Origin of the sequence: Acinetobacter sp. WC-743, assembly GCF_000335555.1 — a bacterium.
In the GTDB taxonomy this organism is placed as follows: Bacteria; Pseudomonadota; Gammaproteobacteria; order Pseudomonadales; family Moraxellaceae; genus Acinetobacter; species Acinetobacter bereziniae.
This window is the reverse complement of the sequence record NZ_AMFQ01000009.1, coordinates 65,947-89,587: the sequence shown is the minus strand read 5'-3', so window position 1 is coordinate 89,587 and position 23,641 is coordinate 65,947. Positions and strand designations below refer to the sequence as shown.

Here is a 23,641-nt window from a genome sequence, read left to right as displayed (position 1 = left end):
GTAATGATAAAATAAATGAAAATAGTCACATTTCCACTTTTAATATCAGCGTCTTAAAATAAGCCGATCCTTCAATATAAATCAGGCAATTAACCCTATTTACTGAAACTCCTTTATTTTTCCAGTATTTTTACTATGAAAAAAAATCATGAACCTAAGGTATTTCATATTCTTTTTATTTCATTTAATCTTGATTGAAATAAGCCTTAAATTTTGTAGTTGATGATGGAGTTAATAAAAATAAATAAGGAGGATTAATCAGCTCATGACTTATTCATACGATTATACACATCGGCATGTCTTATTTGGGATGTCTGAGTCCATGCATATTTATCATCGTGCAACCAGTTATGAACATCTCGCCCTGAATAATCACTATAGTGTGCATTATGATTTACATCGTCATGAGCGCGTTTATACCTATCAGCGTAATGCGATTTGGTATTTTTTACATGCCGCATTGAAAGGTTATAGTAAAGCACAATATAAACTCGGAATGATTTATCTACAGGGTCAACTGGGACTGTCTCCTGATCAATATAAAGCCAGAAAATGGTTGTTACTTGCAGCCAATCAAGGACATATCGAAGCGCAAAATCAACTTCACCATGCTTACCTGCAATAAAAAACCAGCTCGAAAGCTGGTTTTTTACAGTAAAATCAGTGTTTAGCCACCAATTTTTTTGTATTTAGTACGCTTCTGCACAGCTGCATCACCTAAGCGAGCCAAGCGATACGCTTCGTATTCGGCATAGTTACCTTCGTAGAACTCTGGCTGTTCATTTTCAAATGACAAGATATGCGTTGCAATACGGTCGAGGAACCAACGGTCATGCGATACCACCATCACTGTACCTGGGAAGACTAAAATCGCATCTTCTAGCGCACGTAAAGTCTCGATATCCAAATCGTTTGATGGCTCATCCAGTAAGATCACGTTTGCGCCCATTTGAAGAATCTTAGCAAGTTGTAAACGGTTACGTTCACCACCAGATAATTCTCCAACACGTTTTTGCTGATCTTGACCTTTAAAGTTAAAGCGACCGATATAGGCACGAGAAGCAATCTCGTATTCACCGATTCTTAAGATATCTAAACCGCCAGAAACTTCTTCCCAAACTGTTTTATTGTTGTCTAAGGTGTCACGAATCTGACCAACATAGGCGACTTTAACAGACTCACCCAGTGTCACAGTACCTGTATCAGGTTGCTGCTCACCTGTCATCATACGGAATAAGGTGGTTTTACCTGCCCCGTTTGGACCCACAATACCCACAATCGCTGTAGGTGGCACAGTAAAGGTTAGATTTTCGTACAATAAACGACCATCAAAAGATTTACTGATGCCTTCAACTTCAACCACTTTATTCCCTAGACGTGGACCAGGTGGAATATAAATCTCTGAAGTTTCATTACGTTGTTGGAACTCACGCGAGTTAAGCTCTTCAAAACGCTCCATACGTGCTTTATTTTTCTTTTGTTGACCTTTGGCATTTGAACGAACCCATTCAAGTTCTTTTTTCAATGCTTTAGCAAAAGATTCTTCTTGCTTTTGTTCTTGCTCTAAACGGGCATTTTTTTGCTCTAACCAAGACGAATAGTTACCTTGGTATGGAATACCATGCCCACGGTCAAGCTCAAGAATCCACTCTGCCACGTTATCCAAGAAATAACGGTCATGGGTAATCGCCACGATTGTACCAGCAAAGTCTTTCAAGAAACGTTCTAACCAAGATACAGACTCTGCATCCAAATGGTTCGTCGGTTCGTCCAGCAATAACATATCTGGCTTAGACAGCAATAAACGGCATAGTGCAACACGACGACGCTCACCACCTGAAAGCAAAGTTACATCTGCATCCCAAGCAGGAAGATTTAATGCAGCGGCTGCCTGATCCATTTGATTGGTCAGGTTATGGGCATCCCAAGAATGAATGATTGCTTCTAATTTCTCTTGCTCTTTTGCAAGTGCGTCAAAATCAGCATCTTCTGCTGCGTATTCAGCAAAAACTTCATCTAAGCGTGCCAAGGCATCCAATGGCTCACGTAAACCATCTTCAACGTTACCACGGACATCTTTATTTGGATCTAATGGTGGTTCTTGCTCTAGATAACCGATTTTAATACCTGGTTGTGCACGAGCTTCACCTGAGAAATCTTTATCTACGCCAGCCATAATACGGAGCAAAGTAGATTTACCAGCACCGTTTAAACCAAGCACACCAATTTTGGCACCTGGGAAAAATGATAAAGAGATGTCTTTTAAGATTTCGCGTTTAGGCGGAACCATCTTCGACACACGGTTCATCGTGTAAATATATTGGGCCACGTAGGACTCCTCTATAATGAATAAAAATTCGCAAAATGCGAATAGGCTTTACTCGAATGTCATCTGTAGCGACTTGATAAACAAAAACATGGTTTTGTTTATATCCACTTGCAACTCAAACTCACTCAGTCTGCGCGATAAAACTCAAAAACATATTTACGGTTTTCTTCGTTTCACAGCATTCATTGTTTGTTTTAACTTACAAGGCAATCCACAGATGAAATGCGGACAAATCCTTAAATAAATGCTGTTAATTATACGCTGAATTTATCTATTTTTGTTCAGATTTGTCCAATTAGATAGAGATATTTTCAAACACGCTTTTTCAGATTCGTTCTTCAAAAGAGTTCGACCTTGAGTTTTATTCAAACGAGATATGAAATCAAAGTTCGTCTGATATTGCGATATAAACTGTAGATGCAGTCTGGATGTGTTGGTTGGATGACAACCAAATTAAGGCTTGCACAGGACTAAAACTGGTGGCTATACATTGCACCAAGGTATGAGTATCGTTTTTTATTTTAATGCTTGCTGTTATTCAACACATAAGATTGAAAGAGCCGCCAATTTGACGGCTCTTTCAAAGTACTTATTGCCCTTTCAAATTCAATTTATCCATGATGTATAAGGTATTGATATCGACTCTTGTTCGCGCTGTATCCAGAAATTTTTGCTCCATTCCTTTTGCATTACTCCACAATCCTAAATCATCATCGTTTAATACACCTAAGGTGGTGTTATTAATCAACCATATGCCTTCTATTTTGTCATGTGGATATTTCACCGCTTTACCCATATCGAGTACCAATGTTTTGGGTGCTGGAACAATATTCAATGCTTTTAAACCATCCCAGCCTTTTTCCAACTGGAATTCTTCCAGTGTTTTACCCGCGATCGTTAAACCGATCTTGTCATCCTGTTTGAAATCCTTTTGATCTTTAATATCTTCTAAATTGGTGGCTTGAGTTAAATCAATACGATAAACATTTTTAATTACCTTTGTGGTGTCTTTATAAAAAAGACCGTCCCGTTCCAGCACTAAAAATTGTGTTGCACTTAATGCAATAATCCCGGAGTTGGAGTTCTCAGGAAGTTCTTGCTGATAGAGATATTGTGCAACCTTACCTGTCTCAAGGTTAATGGTCACTATACGAGTCAATGTTGATTTATTGACACTTTTATTCGGCAAACTCATGGTCGACTGCATAATGCCCACCAAAGTTTTTTGATCTGGTGTAATGGTGAGCCCTTCCATTCCTCGATTGGCACGGCGATAACTAAATTCATTAGGTAGCGTCCATTGATTACGTTGATCTGCTTTAAATGGGTTAATTCGCCCGATTTCCTTGCCATTGGCATCAAAATGTACAATATGTGGACCGTATTCATCACTGACCCAAAACGTGCCATCTTGAAGTGCAACTAGCCCTTCACTATCTAAGCCATAATCATCCAATTTGATGGGATTATTCACTGCATCAAACGGTTTGGTTGGATCTACAGTAATCACTTTACCATTCACATCATAAGGAGTTTCTCCAGTCCCCCCAAAAGCTGAGGTATTGGGTAAACCTGAAATATCTTTACCATTACGGTCTTTCAAATTAATGGTTTTGATTAGTTTGACGGTGCCATTGTCCTGAATTTCAAACAAACCAATTTTGGGAACATAATTAGGAATCGCAAACACTTTACCTGCACCATACAGCTTGTCAGTAAAGTCAGCATTCGGTCCTCGATCTGTCAAAGCATAGAATTGCTTTTTATTTGTCGGGTGAGCAGTGGCATCAGAACCAAAACCACCTTGACGAATATCAAAGCTACTATCAATGGTCGTGCCATTTGCATCATGTCGTGCGAGTACAGTAAATGGTAATGCGACGCCTTGAGCAAATAAATTCGGTTTACAACTGTCCTCATTTTTTGTGACTTCACTGGCTTCCAGTTGACCATTTCCATTCCTATCTACCCCGCTTTGAACACGTGTTCCTCCCATCACACAAGCCTCATCGCCAAACGCTAAACTTATACTTTGAGTAAGTGTTTTGCTGTTGGTTGAGTCTTTATTATCATCATCTGAACATGCTGTTAAGCCGAATAAACTACATAAAACTAAAGTTAAAGTGGTTTTACGAATTGTCAGTTTACTTATCTGTGCTTTATTCATTGTACTTAGTGCCTGATTTAATGGAAATTCCAATACTAATTTCGGCAAGTGACATCAACATGACAGTGACTCAACTAAGCGATATTCGGTATTTACATATTCAATTCTGTGTAAACGGCACATCGCTAAGACTTTGTCTTTATCTTTTTTTATGATTTTAAAATATAGAAACCCTTGTTTACTTCATATATTTATTTGTTACACTCTATTGAATTTTAATAAAAAGTTGACGGAATATGACTTATAAAGACGAAACACTTGCCATTCACGCAGGCTATGAACCAGAAGCAACAACCAAAGCCGTTGCTGTTCCAATTTATCAAACGACATCCTATGCCTTTGATAATACCCAGCATGGTGCAGATCTATTTGATCTCAAAGTTCAAGGCAATATTTATACCCGTATCATGAATCCAACCACAGCTGTGCTTGAACAACGTCTGGCTGCACTTGAAGGTGGAATCGGTGCTTTAGCATTGGCTTCGGGCATGTCAGCAATCACCTATTCGATTCAAACCATTGCCGAAGCTGGCGATAATATTGCATCTGTATCGACGCTATATGGTGGAACATACAATTTATTTGCGCATACTTTGCCGAAACAAGGCATTGAAGTACGTTTTTTTGATTACCAAAATCCTGAAGCACTGCGCAACCTGATTGATGAAAAAACCAAACTGGTCTTTGTTGAATCAATCGGCAACCCATTGGGCAATATTATCGATCTTGAGGCGATTGCCAAAATCGCGCACGAATACGGCGTTCCTGTCATTGTTGATAATACTGTTGCTACCCCTGCCTTACTCAAGCCTTTTGAACATGGTGCTGATATTGTCGTACATTCTTTGACGAAATACATTGGTGGTCATGGCAACTCCATTGGCGGCGCCATTGTAGACAGTGGGAAATTCCCTTGGGGTAAATATCCTGAACGTTTTAAAGTCTTAAATACACCTGATCCAAGTTATCATGGTGTGAATTATGTAGAAGCCTTAGGTGAAGCCGCATATATAGCGCGAGCGCGTGTTGTGCCTTTACGTAACACTGGTGCTGCGATTAGCCCACTCAGTGTATTCCTTATTTTACAGGGCTTAGAAACGCTCAGTTTACGTATGGAACGTCATACTGAGAATGCACAAAAAGTTGCAGAATACTTGCAAGCACATCCTAAAGTGCAATGGGTCAACTATGCCGGTTTAAAAGACCATCCACAACATGCCTTAGCTCAAAAATATGTCAAAGGTAAACCATCTGCCATCTTATCTTTTGGAGTACAAGATGGTCGTGAAGGTGGAACTCGTTTTATTGATGCCCTACAACTCTTTACTCGTTTAGTCAACATTGGTGATGCCAAAAGCTTGGCATGTCATCCAGCAACCACGACTCATCGCCAACTCAATGAAGAAGAATTAAAAGCGGCTGGGGTCAGTATTGATATGGTTCGCTTATCTGTAGGCATTGAACATATTGATGATTTGATTGCAGATTTAGAGCAAGCCTTGGCACAAGTTTAATTCGTTGAGTTGACGTTTTTTCAAAACCGATGCCCCAAAAAAAGACCTGAATAATTCAGGTCTTTTTGTTTAAGTCTTTAAGCTACGTTAAATTATTTTCCTTGAACTTTTTGTTCAATTTCTTCAATGTTGGTATGACGCACATCAAAACCTTTCGCCATATAAATGACTTGTTCTGAAATATTACGTGCATGATCACCAATACGCTCCAATGAGCGCAATACCCACATCACATTAATAACACGACTAATATGTCGAGGATCTTCAATCATATACGTCATGAGTGTACGTGTTGCCGACTGATACTCACGGTCAATATCTGCATCTGCCAACAAAACTTTTAATGCTTGTTCAGCATCGACACGGGCAAAAGCATCCAAAGCATCATGAATCATGACACGAACTTGATTGCCAATATGGCGTGTTTCCATATAGCCACGAGGTGACTCACCTTCTTCGCACAATGTCTGTGCAATACGGGCGATTTTTGCGGCTTCATCACCAATCCGTTCTAAATCCGTGTTTGCCTTACTCATCGCAATCACCATGCGCAAATCAATTGCCGCGGGATGACGACGTGCCAAAATCAAAGTCAGTGCTTCATCGATTTCACGTTCATAACGGTTGACGGTATTGTCTTGAAACTGCACATCTATTGCCATATTGGCATTGGTATCTAACAAAGCATGCACCGCATTTGCCACTTGTTGCTCTACTAAACCACCCATGGTCATAAATTTGGTATTTACATCCTGTAGATCTTCATTGAATTGTGAAGAAATGTGATGGTTTAATACAGGATTACTTGGGCTCAAAGTTTGATACTCCACAGGCAACAAATGCGACTTTTTAGACTTAATATTAAACCATAGCAATGATGAACATTTTATGACAAGTATTTTTCTTTTAGATGAACTTTCATTGAAGCAATGTTGATTTTCATCTTCAAGATTTAGCTCAAATCATAGCACTCACTTTATATAATTTATATATACTGACATTTAATTTAAGATAAACCGCAGGCTTATTTTTAGGCAAATTATTCAATAAATGAACGCTGCATAGCCATGAAAAAATTTGCCATTTCCGTTAAAATCGTAACGTTTCATTATCACAAAACTACAAAATATTTCATTTATTTAGCTTTGATTCAGCGACAATAGCAAAGTACCACATTGAGCTTCCTTGTTATATCGGTCTAATGAAATTTCCTCGCAACCCTATTCATTATCTCATTTCGAGCATACTCGTAGTTTTGAGTGGCTTGGTGGTGGTCGCGTGTCAAAAACCAACAACGGATATCGTACAAGAGTCAAAGGAAGCACCAAAAACAGAAAATCCTGTTCCTGATCTGACGCAAATTTGTCAAAATCTAAAAAATGAAATGTTGGCAATTAATCCGCAAAGAACAACTTTAGCGATTGAACAGGTGAATCAAGACATTCGCATGTGCTTACCTTTGTTAAAATCTACAGAACAAATGGAACTCATGCATCAATCCAAAAAGATGTACCAACAATTTCTACAAATAGATCGAACATCCGAACAACAGCAAGCATTTGAAACCTATGTGTTAGATCAGGCAGCATATCCCACCATTCAGCAGAATAAATTTGAACAACTCAATTTGCGCGATCAATATTTATTGCGCCATAAAGGACAGGCTTATATTGAGTTAACAGACCAGACTGAGGATGCAATCAACTATCGCCGAAGCCCGCAGTATTTGGCAAAAGTTTTTGCACCTTATCTGCAAGCACCTGAACAAGTATTTATCGAAAATCTGGCAGAGCAAAATGCGCAACCGCTTTTCAAAAATAATAAATTGAACCTTGAGCCTGATGAAATTGCCAAGCGCGCTAAATTTTGGCAAGAATATCTTGTGACGTATCCAAATACCATTTTTCTACATGACGCGCGCTTTTTAAAAAATGCTTACAGCAGCTTGTTATTTTTAGGTACAGAAGGCTCGCCCATTTCGATGAATTTTGAAAATCAAAATGATATAGATGCCTCAAGTTGGTTGGTCATCGAACATTTGTCTAAAACAAATGAAGGGGAGCTTTCAGTCCAAGCCAAGAAATTTATACAATTCGTACAAATGACGCCTGAACAACGCCAACAAAAAATTCAAATCAGTGAAAAAGAACGCTTAAAATTAGAAAATCGCCCTCAATTATTGGCACTTTCTCAACTCAATCAATATTTAAATTTAAGTCCAATTGATTTTAAACATGTCAAAAAAGACTGCTTTAGTGATGCAATTTGTTCTAATACATAGATTTCTTTTCAGCTCAATTTTTATTATCCTTTCACTATTCAAAAAACTCACAACAATTGTCATACCATGAACTTTCTACAAAAAAGTGTTCCATTAGCTGCTATTTTTATTTTTACCTTGCTCAGTGCTTGTCAAAAACATGAAAATAATCAAAAAACTGAAGCAGTTAAAACATCTACATCTGAGATTGATGCCACTGAAGCCTCTCGTCCTAAAGGACCTGCTCAAGATTGTAGCCAAATCGATTCAAGTATTCAAAAGTTAGAAAAAACAGTGGTTGCTGAGGATTTGCATGATCTCAATCAATGGTTTAGAAACTGTTTATCAATTGTACCCTTAAAAACTCGTTATCAATGGCAAGCAAAATCTGAAGACATTTATCAGAAACTTGTGATGGATGCTTCACCTCAAGTATTCCAATATTTGACTGATTCTCTTGCAGAAGGTCAGTCTATGACAGCAAAGCAAAAACAAGAACTATATAAAAAGTTAAAACCGAGTGAGAAATACTTGGTAGATCATGCAAAAGACTTATATTTAGAAAAATTTTATGTGGGTGAAGGTGAATATACGTTTACCCGAAATCCACAATATGATCTCGATATTTTTGCACCCTCTTTAGAAAAATCAGATCAAGTTTATTTTAAACAAATCCGTAAAGAGTATACAGGAGCAAACTATATACTGGATGCTGGATTGGCAATTAGTTTTGATGAAGTCGCCAACCGCTTATTATTTTGGGAAAAATTCAATAAAGACTACCCTAAAAACCATTATAAACCTCAAGTTTCAGAAAACATTGAACAATATCGTCGTGCTCTTTTTCAAGGCGATGACAATACCCGTACCCTATGGTTTGATGATGACAAAATTGCAGATGAAGAAGCCATGAAAGCCATTGAGAAAGTTACCAAAAGCCAAACGGCAAGCCGTCAGACTGCACAAAGCTTCCTAAATTTGATCAATAAGAGTGAAACGCTTTGGCAACAAATGCCAAAGCCATCTAGAGAAAATACTCAAGATGAAACCCCTGAACAACAAAGCATTCAAGAGCAACGTACAGCATTTGAACAAAAAATAAGAAAGCAGGTTGAAGAGATTCTTGCTCAAAAAAATAATTAAATTTGATAGGAGCATGTCATCACATTCCCGATGAGAACATGCTAATATTTAAACATCGCTTGACGGAGCGCGAGTAATTCCTCGCTGAGATTTAGTCAGTTTTGCATCTCCTTGCCAAAACTTAAACTAAAGTACCGTTGAACCTGATCAGGTTAAGACCTGCGTAGGAATCAAGCATCTAAAAACTGACAGCCCAAAGTTTATCTATTTTTTAGAAATACAGCATCATGCTCTTGGTCATAGTGCTGCATCAAATAGACTAAATTTGCCACCGTTTTTGGTCGTGCTTGATTCGTTGATGTCATTCATAAGGATCATTGTAATGAACCAATTAACGAATCTATCCCCTGCTGATCAATTGGCTCAACATGAGCAAGAAGCCAAAGATCTCACTCGAATTTTACCCGCATCTAAAAAAGTCTATATTCAAGGTTCACGCCCTGACATTCAGGTTCCGATGCGTGAAATTGAACTCACCGATACCCCTACAGGTTTAGGTGGGGAAAAAAATCCACCAGTGATGGTTTATGACACATCAGGGGTTTATACCGACCCGAATGTCAAGATCGACCTCAATCAAGGTTTGCCCAATGTTCGTGAAACATGGATTGCTGAACGTAACGACACTGAACGCTTAAATACCCTAACGTCTAAGTTCGGACAAGAGCGCCTCAAAGATATTCGTACAGCTGAAATCCGTTTTGCACATATTCAAAAGCCTCGTCGCGCCAAAGCAGGACATAATGTCAGCCAAATGCATTATGCCAAGCAAGGAATCATCACCCCAGAAATGGAATATATTGCGATTCGTGAAAATCAACGTCAGCGTGAAGGCGTCGATATGCGTCAACATGCAGGACAAAATTTTGGTGCACATAATCTGATGGAAATCACACCCGAATTTGTGCGCAAAGAAGTCGCTGAAGGTCGCGCCATCATCCCTGCAAATATTAACCATCCAGAATGTGAACCGATGATTATCGGACGTAATTTCTTGGTTAAGATCAATGCCAATATTGGTAACTCTGCACTGGGTTCATCGATTGATGAAGAAGTTGCAAAAATGACATGGGCAACACGTTGGGGCGCAGATACCATTATGGATCTGTCGACGGGTAAAAATATTCATGAAACACGTGAATGGATTATTCGCAACTCTCCTGTACCAATTGGTACTGTTCCGATTTATCAAGCACTTGAGAAAGTCGATGGGGTTGCAGAAGACCTGACGTGGGAAATCTTTAAAGACACCTTGATCGAACAAGCAGAACAAGGCGTGGACTACTTTACTATTCATGCAGGTGTGTTATTGCGCTATGTTCCATTAACCGCAAATCGTTTGACGGGGATTGTGTCACGTGGTGGCTCAATTATGGCGCAATGGTGTTTGGCGCATCATGAAGAAAATTTCCTTTATACGCATTTCGATGAAATCTGTGAAATCATGAAAGCTTATGATGTCTCGTTCAGTCTAGGTGATGGTTTACGTCCAGGCTGTATCCAAGATGCCAATGATGAAGCACAATTTTCAGAATTACGCACCTTGGGTGAACTCACCCATCGTGCATGGCAACATGATGTTCAAGTGATGATTGAAGGTCCAGGGCATGTTCCAATGCATATGGTCAAAGAAAATATGGACTTGCAACTTGAAGTTTGTCAGGAAGCACCATTCTATACACTTGGACCACTGACAACGGATATTGCACCTGGTTATGACCACATTACCTCTGCGATAGGCGCGGCAATGATTGGTTGGTATGGTACAGCAATGCTGTGTTATGTCACACCAAAAGAGCATTTGGGATTACCCAACAAAAAAGATGTTAAAGACGGCATCATCACGTACAAAATCGCCGCACATGCAGCAGATTTAGCTAAAGGTCATCCAGGCGCACAAGTACGCGACAATGCGCTCTCTAAAGCACGTTTTGAATTCCGCTGGGAGGATCAATTCAATCTGAGTTTGGACCCTGATACCGCTCGCTCTATGCATGATGAAACCATGCCGAAAGAAGCACATAAATCAGCGCATTTCTGCTCCATGTGCGGACCGAAGTTTTGTTCGATGAAAATCACCCAAAATGTTCGTGACTACGCACAAAATCAGCAACATGCTGAGCAAGCGACTTCAAGCCAAACGGTGATAGAGGATGGTCTAAAAACCATGAAATCTGTCTATCATGAGCAAGGACAAAAGTTGTACCACAAAGTGTAAAGTTAAAAAAAACTTTTGCCTTTGCCTATTTCTCAGTTAGGATGAAGTGAATATGTTTCATCCTAACTACACACATGAACATCATTCAGCAAGCAACTTACACCCATAACGATGTAAAAATTCAATCTCGAGAATATGCTTTTCAGGGCTTTGTTCAAGTCGAAAAAGTCAGCTTGCAGCACCGATTATTTAACCAAACCGAATATACATCAAACATCCAACGTGAGTTAGTTCGTCGCAAAGAAGCCGCGGGTGTTTTGATTTATAATGATCAACAACAAAAATTCGCACTGATTGAACAATTTCGCGTTGGTGCAATTGATGACCCGATTTCACCTTGGCAATTAGAAATTATTGCAGGGGTATTGGATGGTGATGAATCTCCAGAAACCTGTATTCGAAGAGAAAGTCTTGAAGAATCTGGCTGTGAGCTTGAACATATTCAAGCTCTTTTTAGTTTCTATCCATCGGCTGGCGCATGTGATGAAATTTTTCATCTTTATACTGCTCAAGCGGAGTTGCCTGCCGAAGGCGGTATTTTTGGAATGCCCGATGAAGGTGAAAATATTCAACTTCATATCATCGACTATGCAGATCTTAGTATATTATTACAAAGTAATCGTTTAAAAAATGCACCAGTGATAATGGCTTTACAATGGCTACAACAGCACTTGCGTACACTTGAAAATGTCTAGGGGAAAGACATGCAATCAAAGATATTGCAGCAAACCGATAAAGATAAAGTGATCATACAGATCACAGATACACACTTAATGGATAAGCCTGATGCAAAGTTTGTCGGGATCAACCCTGAGGAAAGCTTTCATGCCGTTATGGAAGATGTTCAGCAGCGCTTTCCAAATGCTGATTTGATTCTACATACTGGGGATTTGGCCCAAGCAGCTTATCCAGAAACCTATGCACGCTATTTAAATTATATGCGGGGCTTTGGCATTGATTTTTATCATATCCCAGGAAATCATGACAATCTGAGCTTTTTCCCCTTTCATATACCTGAACCAGAACCCACAGTGATTGAGCTTGATCAATGGTGCATTATTCTGCTTAACAGTACAGTGAGTGGGCGTACAGATGGAAAGATTCAACCTGAACAATTGGTTCGCCTAAAACAACGCTTAGAGCAACTTCGAGACAAATTTGTGATTGTTGCCTGTCATCACAATCCTTTTGAAATGCACTCAAAATGGCTAGATCAACACAAATTAAAAAATGCCGATGAATTAAAAGCAGTGCTCGAACCATTTAACAATATCAAGCTATTATTACATGGGCATGTACATCAAGAGTCTTATAACGAGTGGAATGGCATACAGTTTATTTCTACACCAGCCACCTGTGTCCAATTTAAACCGCTTAGCCAAGAGTTTTCATTTGACCCGATTGCACCTGGTTACCGTTGCTTACATTTAAAAGCCAATGGTGAGTTTGAGACCTTTGTACATCGACTTGACCACTTCAATGTTACAATTAATGAAGAAATTTCAGGTTACTAGCTTTTCATTTTGTTTTTTTTCCATTAAGTTATTCGTCCAACAAGATATGCAGAAAGTCGAAGTCAGGGCGAGATGACTTTCATCTTTGTAAAAAAATCTATATGATGACGCCCCCGATAGATTCATTCTGTTGGTAGTGATAAAAATACTTGCATATCACCATATTTTTTGCGTATAGATAGTACGTATATGATGAGGAATGCCCTTTATGGCGAATGACAACCAAAATCAAGTCTTGGATGAGCAAACAGCATTGACGGATGACAAGTCTGCAAAGCGTGTACGCAAAGCCAAGCCAAAGACCAATGAAAACGGTACTACAGCAAGTCTATTCGGTATCGAGCCTTATCAGCCAAAGAAAAATGAAGAATATATGTCTGAGGGGCAGCTCGAACATTTCCGTCAAATTTTGCTGGCTTGGAAGGCAGAGTTAATGTCGGAAGTGGATCGCACTTTAAACACGATGCAAGACGAATCTTCTTCTTTACCTGATGTAAACGATCGTGCAACACAGGAAGAAGAGTTTGCAATTGAATTACGTACTCGTGATCGTGAACGTAAATTGATTCGCAAAATCGAACAGTCTATCGAAGCCATTAAAAATGATGACTATGGTTTCTGTGAAACTTGTGGTATCGAAATCGGTTTACGTCGTTTAGAAGCACGTCCTACTGCAACTTTATGTATCGACTGTAAAACACTTGCAGAGATCAAAGAGAAGCAAAACAACGGTTAAACACTGTGTCTGCACATTCCTCCCCGACCCTTCCTGATGTTAAGGAAGGGGGGAAGCATGACCAATATAAAGGACGATTTGCACCTTCGCCCACAGGTCCTTTACACTTCGGTTCATTAATTACTGCTGTTGCCAGTTATTGCGATGCAAAAGCACATGCAGGGCAATGGATCGTCCGTATAGAAGATACGGATATTCCTCGCATCTATCCCGATAGCGAACAACACATCTTACAATGTTTAAATGCTTTTGGATTTGAATCTGATGTTGAAATCATTTATCAAAGACAACGCATTGCAATTTATGAATCTGTTATCGACCAGCTCAAACAACACAATTGGGTATATGCTTGTGCGTGTACTCGAAAGATTCTCGGTTCAAACCATATCTATACAGGCACATGTCGAGATAAACAGCTTGAGTTTAAAGATCAAGCCATTCGTGTAAAAGTCACAGATCAAAACATTTGCTTCCATGATCGTTTGCAAGGGCTACATTGCTCTAACTTACAACATGATCTTGGTGACTTTGTCCTTAAGCGCCGTGACGGCATCATCAACTATCAATTGGCAGTCGTTGTAGATGACTATTTACAAGGAATTAACCATATCGTACGTGGTTCAGACTTATTGGATAATACTGAACGTCAAATATGGCTAGGGCAACTTCTTGGCTATCCAGCAATTGAGTATATGCACCTTCCGCTCGCCATGAATGAACAAGGTCAAAAGCTCTCAAAGCAAAATCTTGCTCATGCACTAAATATTGAAAATGCAGCGCCCCTACTTTCACAGGCAATTCTCGCATTGGGTCAGGCACCTGTAGACTTAGATCAGCCTGCACACATGTTGGCTCAAGCTGTGCAACAATGGGATATTTCACGTATCCCCCAAGGCATCCATTTAACCGGCATTTATCAATAATTACAGTGCTTATATCAACAATAAAAATGCTATAAGTTCACAGCACATCTCACAAAAAAGCCATTTGATCACAAATGGCTTTTGAAGTATTCAAGCTAAGGAAAATTCTAGAAACTCGATTCTTCCCTTGCTGGGTTGGCTTCTTTGGTTGTTGCATCAATTTTTAAAATCAAACTGATCATGACTGCGCACATAATCAAAGATGACCCCCCATAACTAATAAATGGAAGGGTCAAACCTTTGGTTGGCAACATGCCCATATTCATGCCTGCATTGACCAGAATTTGCAGTAAGAAAATAATACTAATTCCGTAAGCCAAATAGCCGGCACGTAAATACTGATGATTTAAAGCGCGCTGACCAATTCGAATACAACAAATCAGCATCACAAATGAAAGCAACAACACCGTCGCAATCCCAAAGAAACCAAACTCTTCACCCAAGATCGCCAACATAAAGTCTGTATGCGCCTCAGGCAGATAAGACATCTTTTGAATACTGTGCCCTAAACCGACTCCAAACCACTCACCTCGCCCAAATGCCATCAAGGCATTGGACAATTGATAACCCGAACCTAAAGGGTCAGCCCATGGGTTAGAGAATGACATCAAACGCTCATAACGGTAAGGTTCGAATACAATCAAGGAAACAAACGCAACCAGAATGGCACCAAAAGCGAAACCAAACTGAATCATCGGCGCGCCAGCAAGGAAAAACACCCCTAACATCGATACCGCAATCACCACTGTTGCCCCGAGATCAGGCTCTGCAATAATTAATCCTACCGTCAGTAACATTACGACACCGAGTCGAACCAAGCCTTTAATATTGTTTCGAACCTCTTCAGCACGACGAACCACATAATCAGCAGTAAAAATTGCCATCATCACCTTGGCAACTTCTGTCGCCTGTAAGGTGAAGCCGCCGACACGAATCCAACGTGTAGAACCGTTTACCTCTGTTCCCACCACTAAAACTGCAAGTAAAAGTAGAATAGTGATCAACCACAAAGGAAAGGTGTTTTTAAACCACAGATTCAGCGAAATCCGATAGGTCACTACAGCGGCTAGAAAAGCCACCACAATTGAAATCGCATGACGAATGACATAATGGAATTCGTTTTCATGCATCCGCTCCGCATACGGCATTGACGCTGAAGCAACCATCACGGTACCGATACACAATAGTGAGATGACACAAAACAGCAATACATTACGTGGGGTAATTTCTGCGGGCAATTTTGGCATCCAACGTTCATACGCTTGATGAAGTTTACTTATTGTCGTCTGAGCTAACCCAGCCATACTTTATTTTCCTTATGATTCTTTTAGTTTAGCGCATTTACATATTCAACAAAGCGATGACCGCGTTGCGGATAACCTGTAAACATATCAAAACTTGCACATGCTGGTGATAATAACACCACATCCTGTGCTTGCGTATGTTGCTGACACAGCGCCACAGCTTCCTGTAGCGTTTCAGCATGCAATAGCTCAGTTGTGCCTTGAATTGCTTTTTCGATCACAGGTCGATCTTCACCGATCAGTACCGCCAGTTTGGCATATTTTTCTAAGGACTGGCGTAAAGCAGTAAAATCTTGCCCTTTGCCTTGACCACCTAGAATAATCGCCACTTTGCCACCTTGCGCTTCAATTGCAGCACCTAAACCATCTAAAGCAGCCAAAGTTGCTCCAATATTGGTCCCTTTAGAATCATTATAATAGCGAACACCCGCCACTTCTTTAACGAATTCACAACGATGTTCTAAACCCTTGAAGGTCTTGAGTGTTTCCAACATCTTGTCTATCGGTAGACCAATCGCTTCACCTAAAGCCAAACATGCCAAAGCATTCGCAACATTATGCGTACCTTGGATGTACATCTCCGAACTTTTCAGCAATCGTTCACGACCACGCGCTAACCAGATCGTACCATTGTCTTCTCTGAGAATACCGTATTGTTTTAAATCAGGTGCATTGAGACCAAAGCTTTGCATTGGGGTTACATCTGGAACCAACGGGCGAGTGAGAGAGTCATCACGGTTAAACACCACTTTTTTCACACCTTGGAAAATACGATGTTTCGCCGCATGATAACCCGCCATATCACCATGACGATCCAAATGGTCTTCACTCATATTTAACACCACAGCAACTTCAGCATTTAAATTTGAAGTGGTTTCAAGCTGGAAGCTCGACAGTTCAAGAATATAGACATCAGGATCATCACGCGTTAGATCCAAGGCTGGGCGCCCAAGATTGCCTCCAACAGCAACTTTAACGCCTGCATCCTGCGCCATTAAACCTATTAAGGTCGTTACCGTACTCTTGGCATTTGAGCCAGTAATGGCAACAATTGGTTTATCTGTTGCACGACGCAAAATCTGGATCTCGCTGACGACTGGAATCCCTTTGGCGATCGCCGCTTGAATCTCTGGCAGTTTAATATCCAATCCCGGGCTAATGACAATTTCTTCCGCTTGCAACAGCAAATCTTGGTCCAATTTACCAAAACTGGTTTGCACTGTTGCTGGAATTTGATCGTGTCCTGGTGGGAGTTGACGTGAATCAGTGACTGCAACACGGTAGCCATTTTCATGCAGAAAATTTACAGCTGAAACGCCTGAAATTCCAAGCCCAGCCACAACTTTTAAACCACCACGTTGTATCAACATTTTTGCCCACCAGCATTAAGATTTTAAAACTTGCAAAATGTTAGCACTTTGGCGATTTGAAAGCTTTTTATGTTTGCAGTTTCTGAAGTTTTTTTTGTGTCAGTGCGTAAAAATATCGTCATATTATTCTGATTTATTGCGATGGCTTTTTTAAATTTCTTCGATGATAACCTGCGATCATATGATAGATACCAATCAGCCGAATGTTGTACCCAACATTCGGCTGATTGGTATCTATTCTCAATGTGTTTAGAATGAATCGATCAATAGCGACAGTAGATTACCTGCCCCATAACCTGCACCCAACAACAGCGCAATCCAAATCCAGCCACCCAACACGTTATACAGCATGAATACAGGCATTTTCATATGTCCTGCACCTGCTGCGAATGGAGCGAACGAACGAACAAAAGGTACAAAACGTGCAACAAGAATCGTTTTACCCCCATGACGCTCAAAATAATGATTGGTCTTTTTAATATATTCAGGCTTAAACCAACGTGAATGCGCATGAAAATACTTAAAGCCTAAAGCTCGCCCTGTATAGTAGTTGACGATATAACCTAAAATAGAAGCAATGATCAGCAACACCCCCATATAATGAAGATGAACCGATTCAGCAGTCGAGCATAGGGCACCAACAGCGATCAATAAGCTATCACCGGGGAGAAAAAACATAAAGATTGAGCCAGTTTCTGCAAAAATAATCAAAAACAAAATAGCATAAATCCATAGCCCATAATTTTCTAAGAAAGTGGGCAATAATTGTTCTAAATGCAATAAAAAATCAAGCAATACTCAACTCTCTTCAAAGAAGTATCCACAATATATTAGTCTAATTTAACCATGTAAATATTAAAAAGCCTAAATTAATTAGGCTTTTTCGATCTTAGCGTCTATTTGAGTTATTTTAAAAAACCATTCTTAGCGAGAAATTCCATGCTCAGTTTTGATTCAGCTTTAACCTCAGCGGCTTTATCACCGAGCAGTAAACGCTCGATATAACGTGCCAATACATCAACTTCCAAGTTCACCTTGGCGCCCACTTTCCATGTTCCAATATTGGTACGTTCAGCAGTATGTGGAATCAAATTGAGACTAAGAATATTGCCACGTAAATGGTTGATGGTTAAGCTAATTCCATCTACAGTGATCGAGCCTTTTTCAGCCAAATATTTAGCGATTTCAACAGGTGCAGTTACCTCAAAATATAGCGAACGTGCATCTGAACGAACTACGGTAATTTCACCCACTGCATCGACATGCCCACTGACAATATGACCGCCAAAGCGTGTGGTTGGCAACATTGCTTTTTCAACATTGACCACTTGTCCAACGTTCCAACTTGCCAAAGTTGAACGATTCAGACTTTCACGAGAAACATCGGCAGCATACCAATTGTCTCCCCAGTCAATCACCGTTAAGCAAATGCCATTGGTAGCAATAGAATCACCCAAATGTACATCAGACATATCTAGGTCAGTCTGAATACGCAAGCGCACATCACCACCTACGCTTTGTAAGCTGTCAACTTTACCTAAACTTTCAACAATGCCTGTGAACATACTACGACCTACTGCCTCAATCTGAGGGCTGATGAATATCTATTGTGTTGATTAGCATATCCCCAGCTTTAATTTAAAGATGAAGATAACAAGATTACCATAAAGCCAGTTGTGTACTCACACCCGATGTATCCACACCACCCAACTCAGCAAAATGGTAAAGTTGCCCCAAAAGCTGACGCAAAGGTGGTCCAGACTTGGCATGCGTATCGGTAATGACAATAAACTCAAGTACACGAGCACGCTCTGACTGACGTTGTTTACTGACGCGATAACGCGGAACATCCTGTGTCAACAAGGTAACTTTGCCACGTTTTAGATTTGCCGCCAATAAATCTTTGGCTTCAATATTTCCATCAGTGGAGTAACTGGTGAGAATATAACGTGCATTAATGGTTTCCAACAGGCTCTCATAAGCTTCTTGTGCATGCTTGGACGAGTTATATGGGCTTGGACGCTCTTTTCGCCATGCGCGATCAATGCCACTTTTAAAACCTTTGGTGTCTGGTGTAGGTAGATCGACTTGATCCCAAAGGGTTAATGAATTGAGTACATGATAATTACTGCTGTAAGCATGTTGGTTATAAGGAGGATCTAAATACGCCACATCCACTTCAAAACCGCTCATCTGGTTTGCCAAATGCTGTGCATCCACGCACCACATTTCCGCCATTGGTGTTTTTTGCTTATTGTCACCCACCTCACTAAAACGGCTTGGTGTTAACCACAACAGTGATTCAATTCGTTCTAATGCCGTTTGAGTCTTTCCGCCCCAGCCATGATGAAAACTTTTAAATACACCACTGGTATTACTGACAAAACTGGCTGAGTAAAGCAAAGGGGCAAGTAAGGCACTCATTTCAACATCATCAATAGCGCCTTGTGCCTGCCATGTCGCAATCTGTTGGCGAATTGCATCGATACGCATACCATTACGACGCTTAAAGAACAAACGATCGCGCGCTGGGTCATAAATCTCATCATTACGTGGGCATAAATTATGCGTCACCCAACCTTTGACTTCAGGTAAACGATTTAAATAATCAATGGCTTTTTGATAGCCACCCAATTCTTTAAATGCAGGCGCATCGGTGCAAGCAAGAATGGCATGGTTCAGGGCATGACTATAAGGCTCCCAATCATTGGCAATCACACGATAGCCATTTTGACGAGCCAAACGTGAAACGACTCCGCTACCTGCAAAAAAATCTGCAAAAATAGGCGCACGTTTACCTTTAGGATTCAATGTTCCAGTAATTTCGAGCGCTTCGAGAATCAGGTGCAACAAACGCCGCTTGTTTCCCAAATAAGGAACCAACTGATGAAAAAGATATTCATCTGTTGTACGCGCAGCATGGCGACGTTTATGATAAACCGATGATGTTAACTCTGAATTCATACTGACTCTTGCGCAGGGAGAAGTCTTAAACGAATATCATCACCAAATTGATGAACATCTTTAAGCATAAAACGTAATTGTTGTGCCATGGTTTCAAATTCTGCATTAAACATTGGTCGTGCTGATTGCCCTAAAAAAGTCGGAGCAACATAACTGATTAACTCATTAACCAGTTTTTCCTGTAAAAATGCAGTCGATAAGGTTGCACCAGCTTCAACCAACACATCATAAATTTGAAAATCTTTTAAAGTGCCTAATAAATCTTTCAATGACTGGACGTCTAATTGCACCACGCCAAGTTCAGCCAATTCCCGACGAAATGGTCCCATTACCATCACTGTTTCAGGATGCTTAAGCACTTGAGCGGTCAACGGTAAGCGACCTTTCCGATCTAAGATAACACGTTTCGGCTGTACGACTTTTTCCAGTTCCACATTGGCTAAACTTCGAACATTGAGCTGAGGATCATCCGCCAAAATGGTCTCAATCCCAGTAATCACTGCACCTGAAATAGCACGCCAATGTTGTACATCTTGACGAGACTCAGCACCAGTAATCCATTTGGATTCACCTGATGCCATAGCGGTGCGTCCATCTAGACTCGAAGCGACTTTTAAACGCACATAAGGTAAACCCGTTGCCATTGCTTTTAGGAAACCTAAGTTGAGTTGGGTGGCTTGTTGTTCACAAACACCTGTTTCAACAACAATTCCAGCCTGACGTAAAATTTCTACACCTTTACCTGCGACAAGTGGATTTGGGTCTGCACATGCAACGATAACTTTTGCCACACCTGCTTCAACCAAACCTTTTGCACAAGGTGGTGTACGACCATAATGTGCACAAGGCTCCAAAGTCACATAAGCCGTTGCGCCTTTTGCAGACGCTCCAGCTTGACGCATTGCAAACACTTCTGCATGAGGTTGTCCGGCTTGGGGATGAAAACCCTCTCCAATGAGGACTCCATCTTTGACAATAACGCAACCAACATTTGGATTTGGTCGTGTGGAATACTGTCCAAGCTTGGCGAGCTCAATCGCTTTCTGCATCCAAACCTGATCGATATTGACAGCATCTTCAGACTTAGAGTTTGAATCCAACTCAGACATAAAATTCCTAATTTAATCCTATGAAAAATAAATCAGTGGTCTTGACCACGTGCTTGCATTTGCTCAATTTGATGGCGAAAAGCATCAATATCTTGGAAATCCTGATAAACCGAAGCAAAACGCACATATGCCACATGATCAAGTGCAAACAAAGATTTCATAACAATTTCGCCAATGGTACGTGAACGCACATCACGTTCACCTAAACGACGAATTTGCAATTGAATATCACTAATGACTGTTTCAATTTGCTCTTGAGTCACAGGTCTTTTTTGCAAAGCATGCATCAAAGAACGACGCAATTTTGCTTCATCAAATGGTTCATTTTTACCATCAGACTTGGTTACACGTGGCATCACTACTTCATAACTTTCAAAAGTGGTAAAACGTTCGCCACAACTGATACATTCACGGCGACGACGAATCTGACTACCTTCAGCAGCCAAACGGGAATCGATCACTTTACTATCTGCAGCGTTACAAAATGGACAATGCATAGTGGTTTAATTAAGCAAAATTCATAATTTCAGCTAGTGTAGCAAAAAAACAGGTTTTTGTTGAGGGTTTCGCAAGATATGGAAAAAAAACAGCCCTCACGGGCTGTTTAATACTATATATAGTTATTATTCTAAAAAGCTATTGTTCTCATCATTTTAATTATTCGATGCGTTCACCATGTTGGCTTAAATCCAAGCCCATACGTTCATCATCATTTTCAACACGGATTCCAATCACCACATCGATAATTTTAAGAAGAATGAATGTTACCACTGCCGAGTAAGCAATCGTTGCCAATACACCCTCTACTTGAACCCATAATTGATGCATCATGTTGGTTGGCGCTTTGTCACCCATAATGAACGAGCTTGCAAAAACTGCTGTTAAAATTGCACCCACGATACCGCCCACACCATGTAGACCAAAGGCATCTAAAGAGTCATCTGCTTTCAAGATACGTTTAAGACCAGAGATTCCCCAGAAACATACCACACCACCAATCAAGCCCATGATCAATGCACCACTGACGGTTACAAAGCCCGCAGCTGGCGTAATCACCACAAGACCTGCAACCGCACCTGATGCTGCACCCAATACAGAGCCTTTGCCACGAACAATCTTCTCAACCACTAACCAAGCGATTGCAGCTGCAGCTGCTGCAACTTGAGTTGTCACCAAAGCATATGCTGCTGAACCATTAGCACCTAAAGCTGAACCACCATTGAAACCAAACCAACCTACCCATACCAGACTCGCACCCAATACAGTTAAAGTTAAGTTATGTGGCGCCATAGACTCTTTACCTAAGCCCATACGTTTACCGAGTAAATATGCAGCAACTAAACCAGCAACACCTGAGTTGATATGAACCACTGTACCACCTGCAAAATCAAGTGCACCGTCATTCATTAACCAACCACCACCCCACACCCAATGTGCAATCGGAGCATAAACAACAATCACCCAAATGGTAATAAAGCTGATCCAAGCGCTGAACTTCATACGATCAGCCACAGAACCACTAATAATGGCAACTGTAATAATCGCAAAAGTCATTTGGAAAATAACAAATAGAATTTCAGGGATACTTCCGCTCAGCGCATCTGTGGTGATGCCAGACAACATGGCTTTATCTAACCCACCGATAAAAGCATTGCCAGATCCAAAGGCTAGTGAGTACCCCACAACCACCCATACAATACTTACAATTGCTGCAGCAGTGAAACTTTGTGCCATTGTTGCCAGTACGTTTTTCTTACGAACCATACCACCATAAAACAATGCCAAACCTGGAATCGTCATCAGCAAGACCAATGCTGTAGACACTAAAATCCACGCAGTATCGCCTGTGTTGAGTGTTGGTTTCTCTGCTTCTGGTGCAGGTGCAACTGTTGCAGTTGCCTCAGGTGCAACGCTTGCTGTGGTATCTGTTGTCGCTGTGCTGACATCACTTGCTGATGCAACAGCGGTAGATGCAGGCTCAGTTACGCTTTCTTCTGCCCACGCAACTGATCCGCCAAGAAGTGCGCCAGACAGGCTGAGCGCTAATAGCATTTTTTTCATTCGTATCCCCCAACCTAATTTTGTGAGTT

Annotated in this window: 20 protein-coding genes and 1 riboswitch; of the genes, 9 read left to right on the top strand and 11 right to left on the bottom strand. The window is 40.6% G+C overall.

Annotated elements, in window-relative coordinates; all coding sequences use genetic code 11:
• Nucleotides 1–265 precede the first annotated feature (265 nt).
• Entirely contained in the window at nucleotides 266–625 is a 360-nt protein-coding gene (locus tag ACINWC743_RS01105) for a tetratricopeptide repeat protein (RefSeq protein ID WP_004825502.1), read from the top strand.
• 42 nt (nucleotides 626–667) lie between these two features.
• On the opposite strand, the gene ettA is transcribed toward ACINWC743_RS01105, so the two are convergent.
• Nucleotides 668–2,329, bottom strand: a complete 1,662-nt coding sequence (ettA, locus tag ACINWC743_RS01100) for an energy-dependent translational throttle protein EttA (protein WP_004825504.1) — start codon at nucleotides 2,327–2,329, stop codon at nucleotides 668–670.
• 589 nt (nucleotides 2,330–2,918) lie between these two features.
• On the bottom strand, nucleotides 2,919–4,496 hold the full coding sequence (locus ACINWC743_RS01095) for an esterase-like activity of phytase family protein (protein WP_009583985.1): 1,578 nt from the start codon (nucleotides 4,494–4,496) through the stop codon (nucleotides 2,919–2,921).
• Between the two features lie 236 nt (nucleotides 4,497–4,732).
• Here ACINWC743_RS01095 and ACINWC743_RS01090 point away from each other — a divergent pair, with 236 nt between their 5' ends.
• On the top strand, nucleotides 4,733–6,010 hold the full coding sequence (locus ACINWC743_RS01090; RefSeq protein WP_005034422.1) for an O-acetylhomoserine aminocarboxypropyltransferase/cysteine synthase family protein: 1,278 nt from the start codon (nucleotides 4,733–4,735) through the stop codon (nucleotides 6,008–6,010).
• A 92-nt stretch (nucleotides 6,011–6,102) separates the two neighbouring features.
• Here the strand turns inward: ACINWC743_RS01090 and phoU are convergent, their stop codons facing one another.
• Nucleotides 6,103–6,825, bottom strand: a complete 723-nt coding sequence (gene phoU, locus ACINWC743_RS01085) for a phosphate signaling complex protein PhoU (RefSeq protein ID WP_009584000.1) — start codon at nucleotides 6,823–6,825, stop codon at nucleotides 6,103–6,105.
• A 386-nt stretch (nucleotides 6,826–7,211) separates the two neighbouring features.
• Between phoU and ACINWC743_RS01080 the strand changes: the two genes are divergently transcribed.
• The 7 genes from ACINWC743_RS01080 (at nucleotide 7,212) to gluQRS (ending at nucleotide 14,804) form a co-directional block, all read left to right on the top strand.
• Nucleotides 7,212–8,291 carry a hypothetical protein gene (locus ACINWC743_RS01080; RefSeq protein WP_035299954.1) on the top strand — a complete coding sequence of 360 codons (1,080 nt, stop codon included), beginning with the start codon at nucleotides 7,212–7,214 and terminating at the stop codon, nucleotides 8,289–8,291.
• A gap of 66 nt (nucleotides 8,292–8,357) precedes the next feature.
• On the top strand, nucleotides 8,358–9,413 hold the full coding sequence (locus tag ACINWC743_RS01075; RefSeq protein ID WP_009583995.1) for a hypothetical protein: 1,056 nt from the start codon (nucleotides 8,358–8,360) through the stop codon (nucleotides 9,411–9,413).
• Between the two features lie 53 nt (nucleotides 9,414–9,466).
• A riboswitch (TPP riboswitch) is annotated at nucleotides 9,467–9,600 on the top strand.
• A gap of 135 nt (nucleotides 9,601–9,735) precedes the next feature.
• Nucleotides 9,736–11,631, top strand: a complete 1,896-nt coding sequence (thiC, locus tag ACINWC743_RS01070) for a phosphomethylpyrimidine synthase ThiC (protein WP_004825518.1) — start codon at nucleotides 9,736–9,738, stop codon at nucleotides 11,629–11,631.
• A 74-nt stretch (nucleotides 11,632–11,705) separates the two neighbouring features.
• On the top strand, nucleotides 11,706–12,326 hold the full coding sequence (locus ACINWC743_RS01065) for an NUDIX domain-containing protein (protein WP_004825520.1): 621 nt from the start codon (nucleotides 11,706–11,708) through the stop codon (nucleotides 12,324–12,326).
• Between the two features lie 9 nt (nucleotides 12,327–12,335).
• The gene (gene cpdA, locus ACINWC743_RS01060) at nucleotides 12,336–13,145 is read left to right on the top strand and encodes a 3',5'-cyclic-AMP phosphodiesterase (RefSeq protein ID WP_009584007.1); all 810 of its coding nucleotides are present in this window, start codon (nucleotides 12,336–12,338) and stop codon (nucleotides 13,143–13,145) included.
• A 208-nt stretch (nucleotides 13,146–13,353) separates the two neighbouring features.
• Nucleotides 13,354–13,881 carry an RNA polymerase-binding protein DksA gene (gene dksA / locus ACINWC743_RS01055; protein WP_004825526.1) on the top strand — a complete coding sequence of 176 codons (528 nt, stop codon included), beginning with the start codon at nucleotides 13,354–13,356 and terminating at the stop codon, nucleotides 13,879–13,881.
• A gap of 5 nt (nucleotides 13,882–13,886) precedes the next feature.
• Complete coding sequence (gene gluQRS / locus ACINWC743_RS01050) at nucleotides 13,887–14,804, top strand: tRNA glutamyl-Q(34) synthetase GluQRS (protein WP_009583977.1); 918 nt, start codon at nucleotides 13,887–13,889, stop codon at nucleotides 14,802–14,804.
• A 107-nt stretch (nucleotides 14,805–14,911) separates the two neighbouring features.
• Here the strand turns inward: gluQRS and ftsW are convergent, their stop codons facing one another.
• The 8 genes from ftsW to amt form a co-directional block, all read right to left on the bottom strand.
• Complete coding sequence (ftsW, locus tag ACINWC743_RS01045; RefSeq protein ID WP_004825531.1) at nucleotides 14,912–16,108, bottom strand: putative lipid II flippase FtsW; 1,197 nt, start codon at nucleotides 16,106–16,108, stop codon at nucleotides 14,912–14,914.
• A gap of 23 nt (nucleotides 16,109–16,131) precedes the next feature.
• A complete protein-coding gene (gene murD, locus ACINWC743_RS01040; RefSeq protein WP_005034438.1) occupies nucleotides 16,132–17,478 on the bottom strand; it encodes a UDP-N-acetylmuramoyl-L-alanine--D-glutamate ligase in 1,347 nt (448 codons plus the stop codon).
• A 249-nt stretch (nucleotides 17,479–17,727) separates the two neighbouring features.
• A complete protein-coding gene (locus ACINWC743_RS01035) occupies nucleotides 17,728–18,273 on the bottom strand; it encodes a VTT domain-containing protein (protein WP_004825534.1) in 546 nt (181 codons plus the stop codon).
• Between the two features lie 110 nt (nucleotides 18,274–18,383).
• Complete coding sequence (locus ACINWC743_RS01030; protein WP_005034441.1) at nucleotides 18,384–19,043, bottom strand: riboflavin synthase; 660 nt, start codon at nucleotides 19,041–19,043, stop codon at nucleotides 18,384–18,386.
• A gap of 94 nt (nucleotides 19,044–19,137) precedes the next feature.
• Nucleotides 19,138–20,442, bottom strand: coding sequence for a DNA adenine methylase (locus tag ACINWC743_RS01025; protein ID WP_004825539.1), 1,305 nt, complete (start codon nucleotides 20,440–20,442; stop codon nucleotides 19,138–19,140).
• A complete protein-coding gene (gene ribD / locus ACINWC743_RS01020) occupies nucleotides 20,439–21,551 on the bottom strand; it encodes a bifunctional diaminohydroxyphosphoribosylaminopyrimidine deaminase/5-amino-6-(5-phosphoribosylamino)uracil reductase RibD (RefSeq protein WP_009583993.1) in 1,113 nt (370 codons plus the stop codon). The genes ACINWC743_RS01025 and ribD overlap by 4 nt, the downstream gene beginning before the upstream one ends.
• A 32-nt stretch (nucleotides 21,552–21,583) precedes the next feature.
• Complete coding sequence (nrdR, locus tag ACINWC743_RS01015) at nucleotides 21,584–22,048, bottom strand: transcriptional regulator NrdR (protein ID WP_004825545.1); 465 nt, start codon at nucleotides 22,046–22,048, stop codon at nucleotides 21,584–21,586.
• Nucleotides 22,049–22,208: 160 nt separating this feature from the next.
• Entirely contained in the window at nucleotides 22,209–23,612 is a 1,404-nt protein-coding gene (gene amt, locus ACINWC743_RS01010; RefSeq protein ID WP_004825546.1) for an ammonium transporter, read from the bottom strand.
• Nucleotides 23,613–23,641: the final 29 nt, after the last annotated feature.

Excerpts from the sequence above, each read along its gene's own strand:
- ACINWC743_RS01030 (WP_005034441.1), bottom strand. The coding sequence starts at position 19,043 with ATGTTCACAGGCATTGTTGAAAGTTTAGGTAAAGTTGACAGCTTACAA.
- cpdA (WP_009584007.1), top strand. The coding sequence starts at position 12,336 with ATGCAATCAAAGATATTGCAGCAAACCGATAAAGATAAAGTGATCATA.
- amt (WP_004825546.1), bottom strand. The coding sequence starts at position 23,612 with ATGAAAAAAATGCTATTAGCGCTCAGCCTGTCTGGCGCACTTCTTGGC.
- murD (WP_005034438.1), bottom strand. The coding sequence starts at position 17,478 with ATGTTGATACAACGTGGTGGTTTAAAAGTTGTGGCTGGGCTTGGAATT.
- ACINWC743_RS01095 (WP_009583985.1), bottom strand. The coding sequence starts at position 4,496 with ATGAATAAAGCACAGATAAGTAAACTGACAATTCGTAAAACCACTTTA.
- ACINWC743_RS01075 (WP_009583995.1), top strand. The coding sequence starts at position 8,358 with ATGAACTTTCTACAAAAAAGTGTTCCATTAGCTGCTATTTTTATTTTT.
- ACINWC743_RS01025 (WP_004825539.1), bottom strand. The coding sequence starts at position 20,442 with ATGAATTCAGAGTTAACATCATCGGTTTATCATAAACGTCGCCATGCT.
- ACINWC743_RS01065 (WP_004825520.1), top strand. The coding sequence starts at position 11,706 with ATGAACATCATTCAGCAAGCAACTTACACCCATAACGATGTAAAAATT.
- ACINWC743_RS01080 (WP_035299954.1), top strand. The coding sequence starts at position 7,212 with ATGAAATTTCCTCGCAACCCTATTCATTATCTCATTTCGAGCATACTC.
- ACINWC743_RS01105 (WP_004825502.1), top strand. The coding sequence starts at position 266 with ATGACTTATTCATACGATTATACACATCGGCATGTCTTATTTGGGATG.
- dksA (WP_004825526.1), top strand. The coding sequence starts at position 13,354 with ATGGCGAATGACAACCAAAATCAAGTCTTGGATGAGCAAACAGCATTG.
- nrdR (WP_004825545.1), bottom strand. The coding sequence starts at position 22,048 with ATGCATTGTCCATTTTGTAACGCTGCAGATAGTAAAGTGATCGATTCC.
- ribD (WP_009583993.1), bottom strand. The coding sequence starts at position 21,551 with ATGTCTGAGTTGGATTCAAACTCTAAGTCTGAAGATGCTGTCAATATC.
- ACINWC743_RS01090 (WP_005034422.1), top strand. The coding sequence starts at position 4,733 with ATGACTTATAAAGACGAAACACTTGCCATTCACGCAGGCTATGAACCA.
- ftsW (WP_004825531.1), bottom strand. The coding sequence starts at position 16,108 with ATGGCTGGGTTAGCTCAGACGACAATAAGTAAACTTCATCAAGCGTAT.
- thiC (WP_004825518.1), top strand. The coding sequence starts at position 9,736 with ATGAACCAATTAACGAATCTATCCCCTGCTGATCAATTGGCTCAACAT.